The 16,064-nt window shown below is 73.9% G+C and carries 12 protein-coding genes and 1 pseudogene; 7 read left to right on the forward strand and 6 right to left on the reverse strand.

Features of this window, described 5'->3' with window-relative positions:
• Positions 1-70 precede the first annotated feature (70 nt).
• The 3 genes from ACFC8N_RS35540 to ACFC8N_RS35550 all read right to left on the reverse strand — a co-directional run bounded on the left by ACFC8N_RS35540 (position 71) and on the right by ACFC8N_RS35550 (position 2,991).
• The gene (locus tag ACFC8N_RS35540) at positions 71-1,096 is read right to left on the reverse strand and encodes a hypothetical protein (RefSeq protein WP_376292980.1); all 1,026 of its coding nucleotides are present in this window, start codon (positions 1,094-1,096) and stop codon (positions 71-73) included.
• Between the two features lie 71 nt (positions 1,097-1,167).
• Positions 1,168-2,421, reverse strand: coding sequence for an aromatic acid exporter family protein (locus ACFC8N_RS35545; protein WP_356032876.1), 1,254 nt, complete (start codon positions 2,419-2,421; stop codon positions 1,168-1,170).
• 75 nt (positions 2,422-2,496) lie between these two features.
• Entirely contained in the window at positions 2,497-2,991 is a 495-nt protein-coding gene (locus ACFC8N_RS35550) for an FBP domain-containing protein (protein ID WP_356032873.1), read from the reverse strand.
• Between the two features lie 81 nt (positions 2,992-3,072).
• On the opposite strand from ACFC8N_RS35550, the gene ACFC8N_RS35555 reads away from it, so the two are divergent.
• Complete coding sequence (locus tag ACFC8N_RS35555) at positions 3,073-3,876, forward strand: DUF3626 domain-containing protein (protein ID WP_376292982.1); 804 nt, start codon at positions 3,073-3,075, stop codon at positions 3,874-3,876.
• On the opposite strand, the gene ACFC8N_RS35560 is transcribed toward ACFC8N_RS35555, so the two are convergent.
• Positions 3,836-4,468, reverse strand: a complete 633-nt coding sequence (locus ACFC8N_RS35560) for a PAS domain-containing protein (RefSeq protein WP_376292984.1) — start codon at positions 4,466-4,468, stop codon at positions 3,836-3,838. The genes ACFC8N_RS35555 and ACFC8N_RS35560 overlap by 41 nt on opposite strands.
• A 260-nt stretch (positions 4,469-4,728) precedes the next feature.
• Here ACFC8N_RS35560 and ACFC8N_RS35565 point away from each other — a divergent pair, with 260 nt between their 5' ends.
• From ACFC8N_RS35565 to ACFC8N_RS35580, 4 genes are all read left to right on the forward strand, one after another.
• Complete coding sequence (locus ACFC8N_RS35565; protein ID WP_376292987.1) at positions 4,729-7,908, forward strand: cytochrome P450; 3,180 nt, start codon at positions 4,729-4,731, stop codon at positions 7,906-7,908.
• Positions 7,909-7,974: 66 nt separating this feature from the next.
• Positions 7,975-8,526, forward strand: a complete 552-nt coding sequence (locus ACFC8N_RS35570) for a hypothetical protein (RefSeq protein WP_376292989.1) — start codon at positions 7,975-7,977, stop codon at positions 8,524-8,526.
• A 75-nt stretch (positions 8,527-8,601) separates the two neighbouring features.
• Positions 8,602-9,891: an ROK family protein gene (locus ACFC8N_RS35575; RefSeq protein WP_376292991.1), complete on the forward strand. Its 1,290-nt coding sequence runs from the start codon at positions 8,602-8,604 to the stop codon at positions 9,889-9,891.
• A 141-nt stretch (positions 9,892-10,032) separates the two neighbouring features.
• Positions 10,033-10,914, forward strand: coding sequence for an alpha/beta hydrolase (locus ACFC8N_RS35580; protein WP_356029414.1), 882 nt, complete (start codon positions 10,033-10,035; stop codon positions 10,912-10,914).
• A gap of 160 nt (positions 10,915-11,074) precedes the next feature.
• Here ACFC8N_RS35580 and ACFC8N_RS35585 read toward each other — a convergent pair whose 3' ends face one another.
• On the reverse strand, positions 11,075-12,109 hold the full coding sequence (locus tag ACFC8N_RS35585; RefSeq protein ID WP_376292995.1) for a PHP domain-containing protein: 1,035 nt from the start codon (positions 12,107-12,109) through the stop codon (positions 11,075-11,077).
• Positions 12,110-12,234: 125 nt separating this feature from the next.
• Here ACFC8N_RS35585 and ACFC8N_RS35590 point away from each other — a divergent pair, with 125 nt between their 5' ends.
• A complete protein-coding gene (locus ACFC8N_RS35590) occupies positions 12,235-12,480 on the forward strand; it encodes a hypothetical protein (protein WP_356029418.1) in 246 nt (81 codons plus the stop codon).
• Between the two features lie 18 nt (positions 12,481-12,498).
• On the opposite strand, the pseudogene ACFC8N_RS35595 reads toward ACFC8N_RS35590, so the two are convergent.
• Positions 12,499-13,347, reverse strand: a pseudogene (locus tag ACFC8N_RS35595) (family 16 glycosylhydrolase); the annotation flags it as partial.
• A 260-nt stretch (positions 13,348-13,607) separates the two neighbouring features.
• On the opposite strand from ACFC8N_RS35595, the gene ACFC8N_RS35600 reads away from it, so the two are divergent.
• A complete protein-coding gene (locus ACFC8N_RS35600) occupies positions 13,608-16,064 on the forward strand; it encodes an ArnT family glycosyltransferase (protein WP_376292997.1) in 2,457 nt (818 codons plus the stop codon).

Raw genomic sequence — 16,064 nt, forward strand, 5'->3', positions numbered from 1 at the left:
AGCCACCTTGGCCCCATCGGCCGTCAACGGCAAGTAGGGCAACGGGGATTGCGCACCATGCAACGCGAGGTCACCACTCGCCGTCCTCGACCGGCTTGCCCGGCGGGGCGTCCTTCAGCGGCGTCACCTGGCCGGCCGACGGCTCCTGCCAGGGGTCGAGATCGTCGCCGAGCCACTCGCCGACCGGCTTGACCTCCTGGAGGGCGTCCGCCGGGGCCAGATCCTCGGCATCGGCGTCGTAGTAGTCGAACCAGGGCAGGCCCGCGCGGGTGTACGCCGCCCGGTCCACCGGTGACGGCGGAGGCGCCTCGCCGGTGATGTGCCGCCACTGCGGCGGCGTGACCAGGTGAACGAACACGCGCCCGGCGGGCTCCTCGGACCAGTCGGTGAGCGGCCGGTCGTCCCGGTACACCTCCTGGCGCATCGAGCCGCCGACGCCGAGCCCCATGGCGGCGGGCGCCGCCGCCCCGGGCGCGGCCGGCATCATCGCCGCGCCGTATCCGCCGACCGGCGGACCGGCCGTCCGGGCGCGGTTCGCGGCCGCCTGCCTCTCCTGCTCGCGGCGCCGCCACTCGGCGAGCGGGTCCGCGCGCAGCGCGAAGGACCGCAGCTGCACCCCGCCCCACACCTCCTCGCCGGTGACCTGCCCCTCCACCGTCGCGCCGAGGCCCAGCGGCACGGCGACGAACTGCCGGACCGTCCCCTCGCCGGAGTTGACGCCGTCCAGCCAGGGCTGGCGGGGCAGTACCACGTAGTTCTGCGGATCCCGGGCGAGCCGCTCGCTCCAGGGCTTGCCGGAGACCGCGCACACCTTGCCGACGCCGACCTGGAGCGCGGCCGGTTCCGTCGTGCCCGCGAAGCTCAGCCACATCGCCTCGCGCAGATACACCGGCAACAGCACGCCCCCGCGGGCCCGCCACCGCTCGGGCACCCGGTCCGCGTGGTCGGCGACCGGCCGGACCGGGAACTCGCCGAGCCCCGGCGGCAGCCCGTGCGTGCCCGTCTCGGGCAGCCGCAGCGTGCGCACGAACCGCACGGTCGCCCCGCCCGGCAGCCGCAGCGTGTTCCCGGTGATCCGTACCCCGGCCCCGGTCATCCGGTGACCCCCCTCCCGTCGCGCTGTCCGCTCCGCCGCAGAACGTGCGCCTCGGCCGAGAACGTCCGTCCTCACCGAGAACGCTCGCCGAACCCCGTACGGTTCCGCCACAGCTCGTCCTGCACACCCAGGCGCTCGCGCAGCCGGGTGGTGCGCGGCAGCTTGGCCCGCTGCTCGCGGGAGACCCGGTCGAGCTCCTCCAGCAGGCGGCGGGTGCGGTGCTCGGTGTCCAGTTCGTCGATGATCCGGTTCGCCTCGGTGAGCACGGCACCCAGCAGCTGCCAGTTCTCCCAGTTCCCGGCGACCTCTTCCCGCAGCAGCACGGCCAGCCGGTCCCGGGTGCCGGCGGCCGTGTGCAGCTCGGCCGTCAGCCGGGCCTCCGCCGACTCGGCGTCCTCGCTGAGATGGGTGGTGACCAGCACCGCGAAGCTGACCACCGCGTCGCCCATCTCGGACAGCAGCTGCTCCACGGTCGCCCCGACCCGGGGCGGGAACAGCTCCTCGGACCCGCGGGCCTTCGCCAGGTCCGTGAAGGAACGGGCCAGCACCCGCAGGACCACCGTGCAGATCTCCAGCGTGTCGAGGCCCGTGCGCAGCACCACCCGGTGCAGCAGTCCCTCCTTGACGCGCGGGTTGAGCCGCAGGCTGTCCTCGGCCTGCCGCAGCGACGCGTCCACGTGGGCGATGTGCTGGTCCAGCCGCCGGGCCTCGTGCAGCCGCTCGGCCGCCCGCTGCCAGGGGATCCCGCCGGCCGCCTCCTCGCCCATGCGCAGCATCAACTGCCGCAGCCGGCGCGCCAGGTCCTCGATCGAGCGGCCCGCCTCGTCCACCCACACCGGGGGCGGCAGCAGCAGGTTGCAGGCCGTGCCGACGACCGCGCCGATCAGCGTCTCCACGATGCGTGCCCACGCCGTGAACCCGATCGTGGTGACCCCGAGCACGAGCATGGCGCTGATCGCCACCTCGGCCACGTACTCCTCGACCCGCACCAGATGTCCGACGGCCAGCGCGGCCACGATCAGCAGCGCGAGGCTCCACCAGGTCAGGCCCACCAGCACGCTGAAGGCGATGGCGACCAGCACCCCGGCCACCACGGCGTTCACCCGGCGGATGCCGTTGGTGAGGGTGGCGTAGAAGGTCACCTGGACCACCAGCAACGCGGTCAGGGGCGCGGTGAGCGGGGCCGGCTCGGGGCTCAACCGCAGGGCGATGACATAGGCGATCGTCGCCGCCGTCGCCGAGCGCAGCGTCTGGACGACCACCGGCTCCCGGCGGCGCTCCACCAGGCGCAGCAGTCCCCGGCGCCACTTCGGTACGTCGTGCATCCCTTGGCCTGTTCCCGTTCCCCGGACGCCTCGAACGCCCCCGGTCGAGGGCCGCGCCCCGGCGGGCGGGCCGGATCAGGCGTACAGCTTGTCGAGGAAGGCGTGCAGATGGCCCCGGGCGCGGGCGATCTGCTCCGCCACGCTCAGGCTCTCCTCGATCCGGATGCCGGACTCCGGCACCTTCCTGCCCCGCACGTACAGGGAACACGCCAGGTCGGTGCACATGTACAGGCCGACCGAGTTGCCCTCGCGGCCCGCCGGTCCCGCCTTGCGCGCGGTCATGAGCGTCACCCCGCCGCGCGGATGCGTCGTCAGGCACACCGAGCACATGCTGCGGTGCAGGAACCCGCGCTGCGCGGCCTGGAAGCGCAGGGCGACGCCCACGAGCCGGCCGTCCCGTTCGGCGACCACATAGCTGCGGTCGGGCGCGCCCGGATCCCGCCAGCCGAGGAAGTCCAGGTCGTCCCACGGACGTTCGTCGAGGTCGCGCGGGACCGCCAGCCGCTTGGCCTCCCCCTTCGAGCAGTTGACGAAGGAGGTGCGGATGTCCTGCTCGGTGAGCGATTTCATGGGGGAGTCCTTCTGGGTGCGCAGGCGATGGTCAGCCTAGGATGCCTAGGTTTTCGACTAGCTTATGTAGCCAAAAGGAGAGTGGCCAATGGATTTTCCCGGATCTCCGCCGGACAGGCCCTGGCCCGGGACGGCGCCTCCCACTCGCAGTACGTCACCGGCACCAGCGACGGCGGGCTCACCGCGCACCCGGGCGGCGCGCACGCCGGGAGAGCCGGATCTTCGGGGGTGCGTACGACGACGCGCCCGCGGCGGAGCGCCCGCTGTACGGCGCCCTGGACTTCCGCCGGCAGGTGGTCGGCGCGGCCCCCCCGCTTCGGCTCCTCGCGCCTGAGGCTCACCGGCGCGGTCCTGCGACGCGCCACCGTCTGCTACCCCGACAGCGCGGCCGAGCCCACCGACTTCGGGGTGGCCGCCGCGATGCCGCTGATCGCGCTCGTCGAGCGGGACGAGCAGGACCCGCTCAACGACTACGTCGAGAGCCATGTGCACGCCGGTGTGCTCCTGGACACCGACGTCGAGGCACTCGTCCTCGACGCGGGCTACCGGGGCACCGAGGTCGAGACGGCGGCCCGGCGCCTGCCCTGCCCCGTCGAATGGCGCCCCGGCCACCGGCTCACCGTCACCGCGCTGCCCCGCCACGCCGACTACCGGGGGCCGCGGTACGCCGACCTCGGCGCCCCGATCGCCGAGCGCGGCCTGCTCACCCCGCGTGTCATCGGCGACGCGGTGCGCACCGGCCGCCACGAACTCCAGCACCTGAAGACGGTCTGGCACACCCTGGCCCGCTTCGGCGCGCCGGAGGGCGCGGGCACGGCCCGGGCGCCCGCGGGACAGGCACGCCCTACTCCGTCCGCGCCTGGGGCGGCCACACCCCCGGCCTGAGGACGCCCGACGCGTAGGCGCGGGCGACCAGTTCGGTACGGTTCGCCGCGTTCCAGCGGGCCGACAGCCGGCGCAGGTGGTAGGTGACGCCGTCCTTGCTGAGGCCCAGTTCGCGGGCGGCCTCGGCCGTGCTCGCGCCGCCCGCCAGCAGGGCCAGCACCCGCCCCTCCACCGTGGTGACCGGGGCCGGTTCCGGCTCGGGCGGCGCGCACTCGCCCTGCACCCGGAGCATCACCAGCAGGGCCGGGGTCTCGTCCACGGTGTCGCTCACCGGGTCCGCCGTCAGCTCCCCGAACCGCTCCGCCCCGCCGGGCGCGCGCCAGCGCACCGACACCTGGTAGCGCGAGCGGTGCCGCAGGCGCAGCGCCTGGGCGATCCGCTCCACCTGCCCGGCCTCCTGCGGCCGGAACAGCTCCAGCACGTCCCGGCCGCGCAGCCGCCCCGGCGTCGTACCGCACTCCGCCGCCATCGCGGGATTCGCCAGCACCACCTGGCCGTACACGTCGCACACCGCGACCGGCACCGACACCCGGTCGAAGACCAGCAGGGCCCGGTTGCGCCAGACCACCGCGTCGGCCTGCCCCAGGTCCATGTCCACCTCCCGATGCGCCGAGCCGTCCCTCGGTCCGTGCTCGTCGATCGCCGCTCGTCGGTCCCCGCACATCCAAGACGAGAATCCAGGTCAGCGGCAAACCGCACGCCTCCCGCGGGCCGGCGCAAGCCCCGCGGCCGAGTTTTGACTGCGCGATCGTGTAGTGCCACGGCGCCGGCACGTGCCACCGGTCGCCCACGCTGGATCCAGTGCTCCGTTACCGCGAGTACTCCGTTACGGCGAAAGGCAGTTGTCGCGTCATGCCCCCCACCGCACCGCACCCCGACCCGGCCGCGGCCCTGCCCGGCGTCCCCGTCGTCGACATCACCGCCACCGGTCCCGGCCGTACCCCGATCCAGCAGGTCATGGAGCTGATGCGCGCCCACGGCCCGGTGCTGGTGCGCCGGCTGCACGGCCGCGACGTGATGTTCGTCGCCGACGCCGATCTCGTCGCGGACCTCGCCGACGAGGACCGGTTCGCCAAGCACATCGGCCCCGCCCTGGAGAACGTGCGCGAGTTCGCCGCCGACGGCCTGTTCACGGCGTACAACGACGAGCCCAACTGGGCCAAGGCGCACGACATCCTGATGCCCGCCTTCGCGCTCGGCTCGATGCGCACCTACCACCCGGTCATGCTCAAGGTGGCCCGCCGGCTCATCGACTCCTGGGACCGCGCGGCCCACGGCGACCAGGCCGTGAACGTGCCCGACGACATGACCCGCATGACGCTCGACACCATCGGACTGGCCGGGTTCGACTACGACTTCGGGTCGTTCGAGCGGGCAGAGCCGCACCCCTTCGTGGAGTCGATGGTCCGCTGCCTGGAGTGGAGCATGACCCGCCTGGCCCGCACTCCCGGCCAGGACCACTCCGCCGCCGACGCCGCCTTCCGCCGCGACGCCGACTATCTCGCCCAGGTCGTGGACGACGTCATCGCCTCCCGCGCGGGCACCGACCAGAGCGGCGCCGAGGACCTGCTCGGCCTGATGCTGAGCGCCCCGCACCCCGCCGACGGCACCACCCTGGACCCGGCCAACATCCGCAACCAGGTCATCACCTTCCTCATCGCCGGCCACGAGACGACCTCCGGCGCGATGTCCTTCGCCCTGTACTACCTGGCCAAGCATCCGGCCGTGCTCCGCCTGGTGCAGCGCGAGGCCGACGCGCTGTGGGGCGACGACGCCGACCCGGAGCCGACGTACGACGAGATCGGCCGGCTCACCTACACCCGCCAGGTCCTCAACGAGGCCCTGCGGCTGTGGCCAACGGCCGCCGCCTTCAGCCGCAGGGCCCGCGAGGACACCCTGCTCGGCGGCCGGATCCCGATGCGCGCCGGACAGGCCGTCACCGTCATGGCCCCGATGCTGCACCGGCAGCCGGTGTGGGGCGACAACCCCGAGCACTTCGATCCCGAGCGGTTCACCGCCGAGGCGGAGGCGGCCCGCCCGGTGCACGCCTTCAAGCCCTTCGGTACCGGCGATCGCGCCTGCATCGGGCGGCAGTTCGCGCTGCACGAGGCCACCATGCTGCTCGCCATGCTGGTCCACCGCTACCGGCTGCACGACCACGCCGACTACGAGCTGCACGTCAAGGAGACCCTCACCCTCAAACCCGAGGGCTTCACCCTCACGCTGACCCCGCGCACCGCCGCCGACCGCGTCCACGCCCCGCTGCCCGGCGCCGCGCGCCCGCAGGAGGACGCCGGCCGGACCCCGGACACGCTCCCGGCCCGCGTCCGCCCCGGCACCGGCGCCCTGTTCCTGCACGGCAGCAACTACGGCACCTGCCGCGCCTTCGCCGCCCAGCTCGCCGACGAGGCCGCCGCCGTCGGCTGCGCCACCGAGGTCGCCGCCCTGGACGCGTACGCCGACGGGCTGCCCACCGACCGGCCCGTCGTCATCACCGCCGCCTCCTACAACGGCCGCCCCACCGACGACGCGACCGCCTTCGCCGCGTGGCTGGACGGCACCCCCGACCTGACCGGCGTCACCTACGCCGTCCTCGGCGTCGGCGACCGCAACTGGGCCGCCACCTACCAGCACTTCCCCACCCGTGTCGACACCCGCCTCGCCGAACTCGGCGCGACGAGGCTGACCGAGCGCGCCGCCGCCGACGCCTCCGGCGATCTCGCCGGCGCCGTACGGGAGTTCACCGCCCGGCTGCGCACCACCCTGCTGACCGGGTACGGCGACTCCGACGCCGCGCCGCGGACCACGGACGAGCCCGCCCACGCCTACGAGGTCCGCACCCTGGCCGGTGGCCCGCTGGACGCCCTCGCCGAGCGGCACGACCTGCTCCCGATGACGGTGACCGAGGCCCACGACCTGACCGCGCCCGGCTACCCGCGCACCAAGCGGTTCCTGCGCATCGCCCTGCCCGAGGGCGTCACCTACCGCACCGCCGACCACCTCACCGTGCTCCCCGCCAACGCGCCGGAGCCGGTGGACCGCGCGCTCGCCGCGTTCGGCCTCGACGCCGACACCGTCCTGGACATCCGGGCCACCCGCCCGCGCCGCGACGGCCTCGCCGTCGACCGCCCGCTGACGGTACGCCAACTCCTCACGCACCACGTCGAGTTGCAGGAGCGCCCGACCGCCCGGCAACGGGCCCTGCTCGCCGAGGCCAACCCCTGCCCGCCCGAGCGGGCCGCCCTCGCCGCGCTCGGCGACGACGACCCGCGCACCCTCCTGGAACTCGTCGAGGACCACCCCGCGCTGCGCGGCGCCCTGGGCTGGCCGCTCCTGCTCGACCTGCTGACCCCGCTCAAGCCGCGCCACTACTCGGTGTCCTCCTCCCCGGCGTCCGACGCGCACCACGTCGATCTCATGGTCTCCGTGCTCGACGCCCCCGCCCGCTCGGGCCGCGGCCGCTACCGGGGCACCGGCTCCGGCCATCTCGCCGCCCTGAAGCCCGGCGACACCGTGTACGCCCGGGTCCAGCCCTGCCGCGAGGTCTTCCGGATCGACGGCTCGGCGCCGGTCGTCATGATCGCCGCCGGTACCGGTCTCGCCCCGTTCCGCGGCGCCGTCGCCGACCGTGCCGCGGCCCGCGCCGCGGGCACCGAACTCCCGCCCGCCCTGTTGTACTTCGGCTGCGACGCCCCCGACGCCGACTACCTGCACGCGGACGAGCTGGCCGCCGCCGAGGCCGCCGGCGCCGTCTCGCTGCGCCCTGCCTTCAGCGCGGCGCCCGAGAACGGCGCCCTGTTCGTCCAGCACCGCATCGCCGCCGAGGCCGACGAGGTCTGGGACCTGCTCGACGCGGGCGCCCGGGTCTACGTCTGCGGCGACGGTTCCCGCATGGCCCCCGGCGTACGCGAGGCGTTCCGTACCCTGTACCGGGAACGCTCCCACGACGCCGACGGGTCCGCGGCCGACGACTGGCTGAACTCGCTGGTGGCGGACGGGCGTTACGTCGAGGACGTGTACGCGGCGGGCTGAGCCGAGGGGGAGGGGCACGCGGTGGGGGACGCAGGAGCGGGCAACTCCCCGGCGGCGAACTCACCGGTGACGAATCCGCCGGCCACTGAATCGCCGGCGGACCCGGCGACGCCCGGGCCTGTGGTGGCCGGTTCGGCGGCGCAGGATCCGGTGGCGACCGGGTCTGCGCTGGCCGATTTGGTGGCGGCCGATTCGGTGGTGACCGGGTGTGTCGTGGCCGGTTCGGTGGCGGCGGATCGGGTGATAGCGGATCCGGTGGTGACCGGCGTTGCGGCGACCGGCGAGGCGGCGGCGGAACTGGTGGTGGCTGGTCCTGCGGTGGCGGACTTGATGGCGCAGGATTCGGTGCCGACCGGGTTTGTGGTGGCTGGATCGGTGGCGGTGGATCGGGTGGTGGCGGATGCGGCAGCGGCCGGTGTCGCGGCGATCGGCCGGGCGGTGGCGGATCCGGTGGTGCCCGGCGTTGCGGTGGCGGGCTCGGTGGCGGCGGATCGGGGAGGCCGATGCCCGCCGGGTGCGGGAGACGGTCTCGCCGCACCTCGTGGCCGTGCTGGGCGAGATCACGCGGCCCACGGGACACGCGCAGCGGAACCCCTCTTAGCTCATAGCGTGAACTAAGACGGTGGGAAAGTCGCGTTCCGGCTGCCCGAAGGGGTATGTTGCAGGTCGGGCAGGGTTTGTGAAGGGAGCGGCATGGCGGGGCGGAACGGGCGCACGGTACGCGACCTCAGGCGGGGCAACCGCACGGCCGTATTGCAGAAGCTGTACTTCGACGGCCCGCTCAGCCGGTTCGAGCTGGGCCCCGCGACGGGCCTGAGCTCCGGCTCGGTGAGCAACGTCGTCGCGGATCTGGTCGCCGACGGCCTGGTCGAGGAGGCGGGCAGCGTCGACTCCGACGGCGGCCGGCCGCGCACCCTGCTGCGCGTCAGTCCGCGCAGCGGACAGATGATCGGCGTCGACGTCGGCGAGACCCGGGTCCGGGTCGAACTGTTCGACCTGGCCCTGACCGAACTCGCGCGCACAGAACGCCCGTTGACGCCGCAGGGCTACGACGTCGAGGTGATCGCCGGCCACATCCGCGACGGCATCGCCGAGGTCCTCGGTGCCGAACAGGCCGTTCCCGAGCGGCTGCTCGGCGTCGGTGTCGGCGTCCCCGGCATCGTCGAGCACACCCCGGACCGGGGCGCCGTCGTGCACGGCCAGACCATCGGCTGGGACGCCGTACCGCTGGAGCGGCTGCTCCGCTCGGCCTCCCGACTCCCGGACGAGATCCCGTACTTCATCGACAACGGCGCCAAGACCCTGGGCCAGGCCGAGATGTGGTTCGGCGCCGGACGAGGGGCCCGCAACGCCGTCGTCGTGCTCTTCGGCTCCGGCGTCGGCGCCTGCCTGGTCACCCCGGAGGTGGAGCACGGGCGCGCCGTGGAGTGGGGGCATCTGACGGTCCGGGTGCGCGGGCGCCGCTGCCGGTGCGGTGCGCCCGGCTGCCTGGAGGCCTACGCGGGCGCCGAGTCGCTGCTCGCCCGCTGGCGCGAGGAGGGCGGCCGGCCGCCCGAGCGCGCCGACGAGGAGACCGCGCTCACCGCGATGCTCGTCGCCGCCTACCCGCCCGAGGGCACCGCGCCCGACCCGGTGGCCCTCGCCGTCCTGGAGGAGACCGCCGAGTACCTCGGCGCGGGCCTGTCCGACCTGATCAACCTCTTCCAGCCCGAGCGGATCATCGTCGGCGGCTGGGCCGGGCTCCAGCTCGGCACCCGCTTCCTGCCCGCCGTACGCCGGCACGCGGCGACGTACGCGCTGCGCCACCCGGCCGACCGGGTCACCATCGACCTCGGCCGGCTCGGCCCCGACGCGGTCACCGTCGGCGCCGCGATCCTCCCCCTGGCCGACTTCTTCGCGAGCGGCGGCCGCCGTCCCGAACCCCTCGCCGAGGACCGCCTGCCGGCCTGGCGCGCCGCCCTGCGCGAACGCGCACCGCGCTGAGCGGCGCCGCGGCCCGGCCAAGGGGGATGACGTCGCGGGTAATCGACCCGTGCGCGGGATCCGGGGAGCATCGGTGATGTCAGGGCGACCGAGCAGCGTCGCACCTGGTCCCGACGGCCCCACACCCTGCGGAGGCACCCCATGCCGTACTTCGAGAGCCCCGTCGACGGAACCCGGCTGCACTACACCGACCACGGCCCCGCGACCGGCCCCGTCGCCGTCTTCGTCGCCAGCGCCTACCTCGGCCACGAGATGTGGGAGTACCAGACCCTGCCGCTCGCGGAGGCCGGATTCCGCTGCGTGGCCCTGGACCGGCGCGGCCACGGACGCTCCGACGACACGTGGTCCGGTTACGACCTCGACACCCTCGCCGACGACCTGCACGGCCTGCTCGACCACCTCGACCTCGGCGAGGTCACCCTGGTCGGGCACTCCGTCGGCACCGCCGAGGTGGTCCGCTGCGTGACCCGGCACGGCACCGGTCGCGTGCACCGGGTCGCCCTCGTCGCCGGGGTCTGCCCCGGGATCGTCCGCTGCCCGAACCTCCCCGAGGGCGTCGATCCCGCGGACATCCGCGCCGACGAGGAGCTGTTCCGGCGCGACCGGCCCGCCTACTACACGCTCCTCGCGGACGACTTCTTCGCCGTCCGGTTCCCCGGCAACGACGTCTCGCCGGCCTACGTCCGCCATCTGATCGACCTCTGTCTGACCGCCGGGCCGCGCGCCTCGACCGGGGTCCGGGCGGTGGTCGCCGGTCTGGACATCGCCGACGAGCTGCCCGGCCTCGACCTCCCGGTGCTGGTCGTGCACGGCACCCACGACGCCTCCGCGCCCCTGGCCCTCACCGGCGAGCGTGCGGCCCGGCTGGTGCCGGACGGCACCCTGAAGGTGTACGAACGGGCCGGTCACGGCCTGTTCGCCACCCACGCGGACCGGCTCACGGCCGACCTGCGGGAATTCATCGAGGCGGGGGCCGTGCGGCAGACCGCCGAACTGGCCGGGGCGGGCGCCGGCGCACGGTGACGCGGCTCACGTACGGCTCCGGAACACCCGGGGATGGTTGCCCGTTGAATCACATGTGGGTGCGGGCGAGGCCTTCACTGGGAGGCGTCTGCCCTGCGTGCCCACCGCCAGACCGCCCCGGTCGTGATTCCCCCGTCGCGACCGGGGCTTTCCACGTCGCTCACGCCCTCGCCGGGACCCGGCCCTCACGGGTCCAGGCCAGCAGTTCCCCGGCCGACCAGGTGGTGACCACCCGTTCGGCCCGCACCCCGCACTCCTCGGCCCGGGCACAGCCGAGGATCTGCCAGTCCAGCTGGCCCGGAGCGTGCGCGTCGGTGTCGACCGAGAACAGCACCCCCGCCGCCACGGCCCGGCGCAGCAGCCGTCGGGGCGGGTCCAGCCGCTCGGGCCGGCTGTTGATCTCCACGGCCGTACCGGACTCGGCACAGGCGGCGAACACCGCGTCCGCGTCGAACTCCGACTCCGGCCGTCCCCGCCCCGTGATCAGGCGCCCGGTGCAGTGCCCGAGCACGTCCGCGTGCGGATTGCGTACGGCGGCCGCCATCCGCCGGGTCATCGAGCGGGCGTCCATCCGCAGCTTGGAGTGCACGGACACCACGACCACGTCCAGCAGTCGCAGCAGCTCCGGCTCCTGGTCCAGGGAGCCGTCCTCCAGGATGTCGCACTCGATGCCGGTGAGCAGCCGGAACGGCGCCCAGCGCGCGTTCAGCCCCGCCACCACGTCCAACTGCTCGCGCAGCCGCTGCGGCGACAGGCCCCGGGCCACGGTCAGCCGGGGGGAGTGGTCGGTCAGCGCCGTCCATTCATGGCCGAGCGCGGCCGCCGTCCGCCCCATCTCCTCGATCGGGCTGCCGCCGTCGGACCAGTCCGAGTGGGTGTGGCAGTCCCCTCGGATCAGCGCCCGCAGCCCGGCCCCGGCGCCCTCCGCGGGCACGCCGCCCCCGCCCTCGTCCTCCAGCCCGCGCAGATACCCGGGCACCTGGCCGGCCAGTGCCTCCCGCACCACCTGCGCGGTCTTCGGCCCGACCCCCTTCAGCGCCTCCAGCGTCCCCGCCGCCGCACGCTCGGCGACCTCGCCCTCGGGCAGCGCGGCCAGCGTCCGGGCGGCCGTACGGAAGGCCTTCACCCGATAGGCGGGTGCCAGTGACCGCTCCAGGAGGAAGGCGATGCGTTCGAGCGCGGCGACGGGTTCCACGCAACCAAGGCTGCCTCAGGCGCGCCGGGGAGGCGCGGGGAGCGGCGCGACCGACCGCATGCGGTCCACGCTGTCGAAAACGCTCCGGATCACCCCGGACCCGGATGCGTTCTAGGCTGATGTGCATGACCGAACAAGCAGCTCCCCACATCTCCCATCCGCGGGTCCTGGTGCTCGGGGTGTGCCCGGGCAAGCCGGGCGAGCCGCCCTTCCGGATCATGGAGATCGACGGTCAGGTGATCGGTGCGGTCCGCAACGTCACCGACGTACTGGAGACCGCCGCGTCGCACGGCATCACCATCCACGACCTGGACGACCCCGACGCGGTCCGCTGGGTCGGCGGGGGCAAGTACACCTGGTCGCTGCACTGAGCCCGGCGCCGCTCAGCCGTTGCTCGTCGTCACCGACACCGAGTCCACCACCAGTTGCTGCGGGAACCGGGTGGAGCCGTCGGGGTCGCCGGGCCAGTAGCCGCCGACGGCGAGGTTCAGGATCAGGAAGAAGGGTTTGTTGTCGAACACCCATGTCCGGCCGCCCAGGTCGGCGGGCGTGCGCCGCTCGTAGACCGTCCCGTCCACCGACCAGGTGACCGAGCCGGGCGCCCAGTCCACGGCGAAGGTGTGGAAGGCGTCCGCGAAGGCCTGGCCGTTCGGCAGGGTGTAGCCGGCTCCGATGCCGCCGGAACCCGAGTAGCCGGGCCCGTGGATGGTGCCGTGCACGGTCGAGGGCTCGAAGCCGACGTTCTCCATCACGTCGATCTCGCCCGAGTCCGGCCAGTTGACCGGCGTGCCGAGCATCCAGAAGGCCGGCCACATCCCCTGCCCGCGCGGGATCTTCATGCGCGCCTCGACGTGACCGTACCGGGCGTCGAACTTCCCGGCCGTGTTCAGCCGGGCCGAGGTGTACTGGCAGGTGCCGTACCAGCACTGGTAGCCGGCCGGGTTCTCCTTGCGGGCCGTGATCACCAGATGCCCCTGGCCGTCCAGAGCCGCGTTGTCCGTCCCGGACGTGTAGTACTCCCGCTCGTGGTTGTTGACGTTGTCGCCGGTCTCCAGCGTCCACTTCGAGGAGTCGACCGCGGCGCCCGCGGGCCCGTCGAAGGTGTCGGAGAAGGTGTTGACGGCTGCCGCCCGCGGAGCGGCGGTCTGGGCCCGTGCCGGTCCGACGGCGGCGGTGCCGACCAGGGCGGCGGACAGGGCGGCGAAGAGGCAACTGCGGAGCAGGCGTGGGGAAGCCATGACTCTCCGTTCACTGTGGGGGGGGTGCGAGTCGCCTCTTGATTTAAGGGGTGAGATAAGAGGCCGTCAACACCCTGGTCCGGACCTGTTTCTGACGTGATGTCAGATGAAAACGCGTTACTTCGCTGGTAAGGGATTCGCTTGACCGGCGTAATTGCGATGTCATGCGGTTAAAGAATTACCCTTGGGGCGGTGAGAGTTTCCTTGAAAAGGGGCCGCATCGTCGTTGCGGGCACACGGCGTGCCGAAGACTGCTGCGCATGGCCACGAACGTCCTCGACGCAACCGTCCCCACCGGTGCCGATCGCCGCCCGCCCTGGCGATCACCACAGGGCGATCCCCCGTACGCACGCCCTGTGCTGCTGGTTCTCGTCGTACTCGCCGCCGTGCTCTACGCCTGGGGCATCGACCGCAGCGAGTACCACACGTTCTACGCGAGTGCCGCCCGCAGCATGACGGAGAGCTGGAAGGCTTTCTTCTACGGCTCTTTCGATCCCGGTAATTCCATCACTCTCGACAAATTGCCGGGATTCCTGTGGCCGCAGGCGCTGTCCGCGCGGCTCTTCGGATTCCATCCGTGGTCGCTGACCCTGCCCCAGGTCCTGGAGGGCGTGGCGAGCCTGCTGGTGCTCCACCGCATCGTGCGCCGCTGGGCCGGGGCGCACGCGGCGCTGATCGCCGGCGCGGTGTTCCTGGTGACCCCCGTCGCGGTCGGGCTGTTCCGCACCTCGGTCGAGGATCCCATGTTCACGCTGTGTGTGCTGCTCGCGGCCGAGGCCACCCAGCGGGCCGCCCTCGCCGGCCGGCTGCGCCCGCTGATCATGGCCGGCGTCTGGGTCGGCGTCGGCTTCCAGGCCAAGATGCTGGAAGCGTGGGCCGTGCTGCCCGCGCTCGCCCTGGTCTACCTGATCTCGGCGCCGCTCACACTGCGCCGGCGGCTGGCCCACCTCGGCATCTCCGCCGTGGTGATGACGGCCGTGTCGGCGTCGTGGATGCTCGCCGTCACCCTCACCCCGGCCAAGGACCGGCCCTATGTGGACGGCACCACCAACAACTCCGCGTTCAGCATGGTGGTCGGCTACAACTTCCTCACCCGCTTCTCCTCGCTCGGCATCAGCGCGGCCTCGACGGGCAGCGTCACCTCGACCCAGGGCGGCGGAGGCGGCCACGCCCGCACCGGGCAGGGCCCCGGCCAGGCGGCGGGGTTCGGGGCCGGGCCGGGATCCGGCCGGGTGGCGGGCACGGGCGCCGCGGGTACCGGCTCCGGCGGCGCGGGCGCGTACGGCGGAGCCGCTGCGTTCGGCGGAGACCTCGCCCGCACCGGTCACCGTGCGCACAGCGGTGACCGTGCCTTCGGCGGTGCCGGTGCCCTCGGCGCGGGCGGTGCGCAGGGCACCGGCGCGGCAGCCGCGCGGACAGGTGGTGGCGGCGGTTTCGGCGGTGACCAGAACGGCTGGTCGAAGATGTTCGGCACGTCGCTCGCCTCCCAGACCGGCTGGTTCTACCCGATCGCCGCCGTCGCCGCGGTGTGCGGACTGCTGTGGTCCCGGGGGCGGCCGCGCACCGACCGGCTGCGCGCCGGGTACGTCCTGTGGAGCACCTGGCTCGCCCTGTACTTCCTGGTCTTCAGCGCCGGCAGCGTCGCCGGGCACACCTACTACATGGGAGTGATCGCCGTACCGCTCGCCGCGCTCACCGGGGCCGGGACCGTGCTGATGTGGCGCGCCTACCGGGCCGGCGGGCCCCGCGCCTGGGCGCTGCCGGGCGCGGTGGCGGCGACGGCGGCCTGGGCCGCCTATCTCGCCGGGCAGTTCACGTCCTTCGCGGCGTGGCTGGCGCCCACCGTGGGCGTGCTCGCCGTCTCCGGTCTGGTGCTGCTCTTCCTGGCCCGGCCGGGCGGGCGGAGCGCCGGCGGCCGGCTCGCGCTCGGCGGGCTCGCCGCCGCGCTGGCCGCCCTCCTCATCGCCCCCAGCGCCTGGGCGGTGCAGGTCTTCGCCCCGTCCTACCGCACCAACACCATGGGCGCGGTCGGCCCGTCCGCCTCCGGGCGCGGCTTCGGCACGACGCGGTCCGGGACCGGACGGCTCGGGCAGACGGCCTGGACCGGCGCCGGCGCCTTCGGGCGGGCGAGCCGGGGCAGCAGGCGCGGCATGACCGGGACCGGAGCCGCCGGGGGCATGGGCGGCATGGGCGGATTCGGCGGCGCCTCCGGGAGCGGCGCGCTGACCGCGGCGCAGCAGCGGCTGCTCGACTACACCCGCGCCCACCAGGGCACCGCGGCCTATGTGTTCGCCACCACCAGCTGGAGCACGGCATCGCCGTACATCCTGGCGGACGGCGCCCACGTGCTGTCCATCGGCGGCTTCAGCGGCCGGGTGCCGTTCCCGACCGAGGGCCGGTTCCAGCAGCTCGTCGACAGCGGCGAGGTGCGGTACGTGGTGCTCGGCGGCGGACGCGGCATGGGCGGCATGTTCGGGGGCGCCGCGCAGCCCGGCACCGGTGCGAAGACGGCCACCGGCACCGCGGAGGGTGCCACGGCGGCCACGGGACGGACGGCCGTCACGCAGATCACCGCCTGGGTCCAGGCCACCTGCACCAAGGTCCCGGCCTCGGCCTACGGCGGCACGGACTCCGCCGCCGCGCCGCCGTCCCTGGCGGGCCGTATCGGGGCGACGGCCAGCGCACAGACGCTCTACCTGTGCGGACGGGGCCAGTAG

It is taken from the genome of Streptomyces sp. NPDC055966 (assembly GCF_042269865.1).
GTDB lineage: Bacteria > Actinomycetota > Actinomycetes > Streptomycetales > Streptomycetaceae > Streptomyces.

Excerpts from the sequence above, each read along its gene's own strand:
- ACFC8N_RS35540 (WP_376292980.1), bottom strand. The coding sequence starts at position 1,096 with ATGACCGGGGCCGGGGTACGGATCACCGGGAACACGCTGCGGCTGCCG.
- ACFC8N_RS35545 (WP_356032876.1), bottom strand. The coding sequence starts at position 2,421 with ATGCACGACGTACCGAAGTGGCGCCGGGGACTGCTGCGCCTGGTGGAG.
- ACFC8N_RS35550 (WP_356032873.1), bottom strand. The coding sequence starts at position 2,991 with ATGAAATCGCTCACCGAGCAGGACATCCGCACCTCCTTCGTCAACTGC.
- ACFC8N_RS35560 (WP_376292984.1), bottom strand. The coding sequence starts at position 4,468 with ATGGACCTGGGGCAGGCCGACGCGGTGGTCTGGCGCAACCGGGCCCTG.
- ACFC8N_RS35565 (WP_376292987.1), top strand. The coding sequence starts at position 4,729 with ATGCCCCCCACCGCACCGCACCCCGACCCGGCCGCGGCCCTGCCCGGC.
- ACFC8N_RS35575 (WP_376292991.1), top strand. The coding sequence starts at position 8,602 with ATGGCGGGGCGGAACGGGCGCACGGTACGCGACCTCAGGCGGGGCAAC.
- ACFC8N_RS35580 (WP_356029414.1), top strand. The coding sequence starts at position 10,033 with ATGCCGTACTTCGAGAGCCCCGTCGACGGAACCCGGCTGCACTACACC.
- ACFC8N_RS35590 (WP_356029418.1), top strand. The coding sequence starts at position 12,235 with ATGACCGAACAAGCAGCTCCCCACATCTCCCATCCGCGGGTCCTGGTG.
- ACFC8N_RS35600 (WP_376292997.1), top strand. The coding sequence starts at position 13,608 with ATGGCCACGAACGTCCTCGACGCAACCGTCCCCACCGGTGCCGATCGC.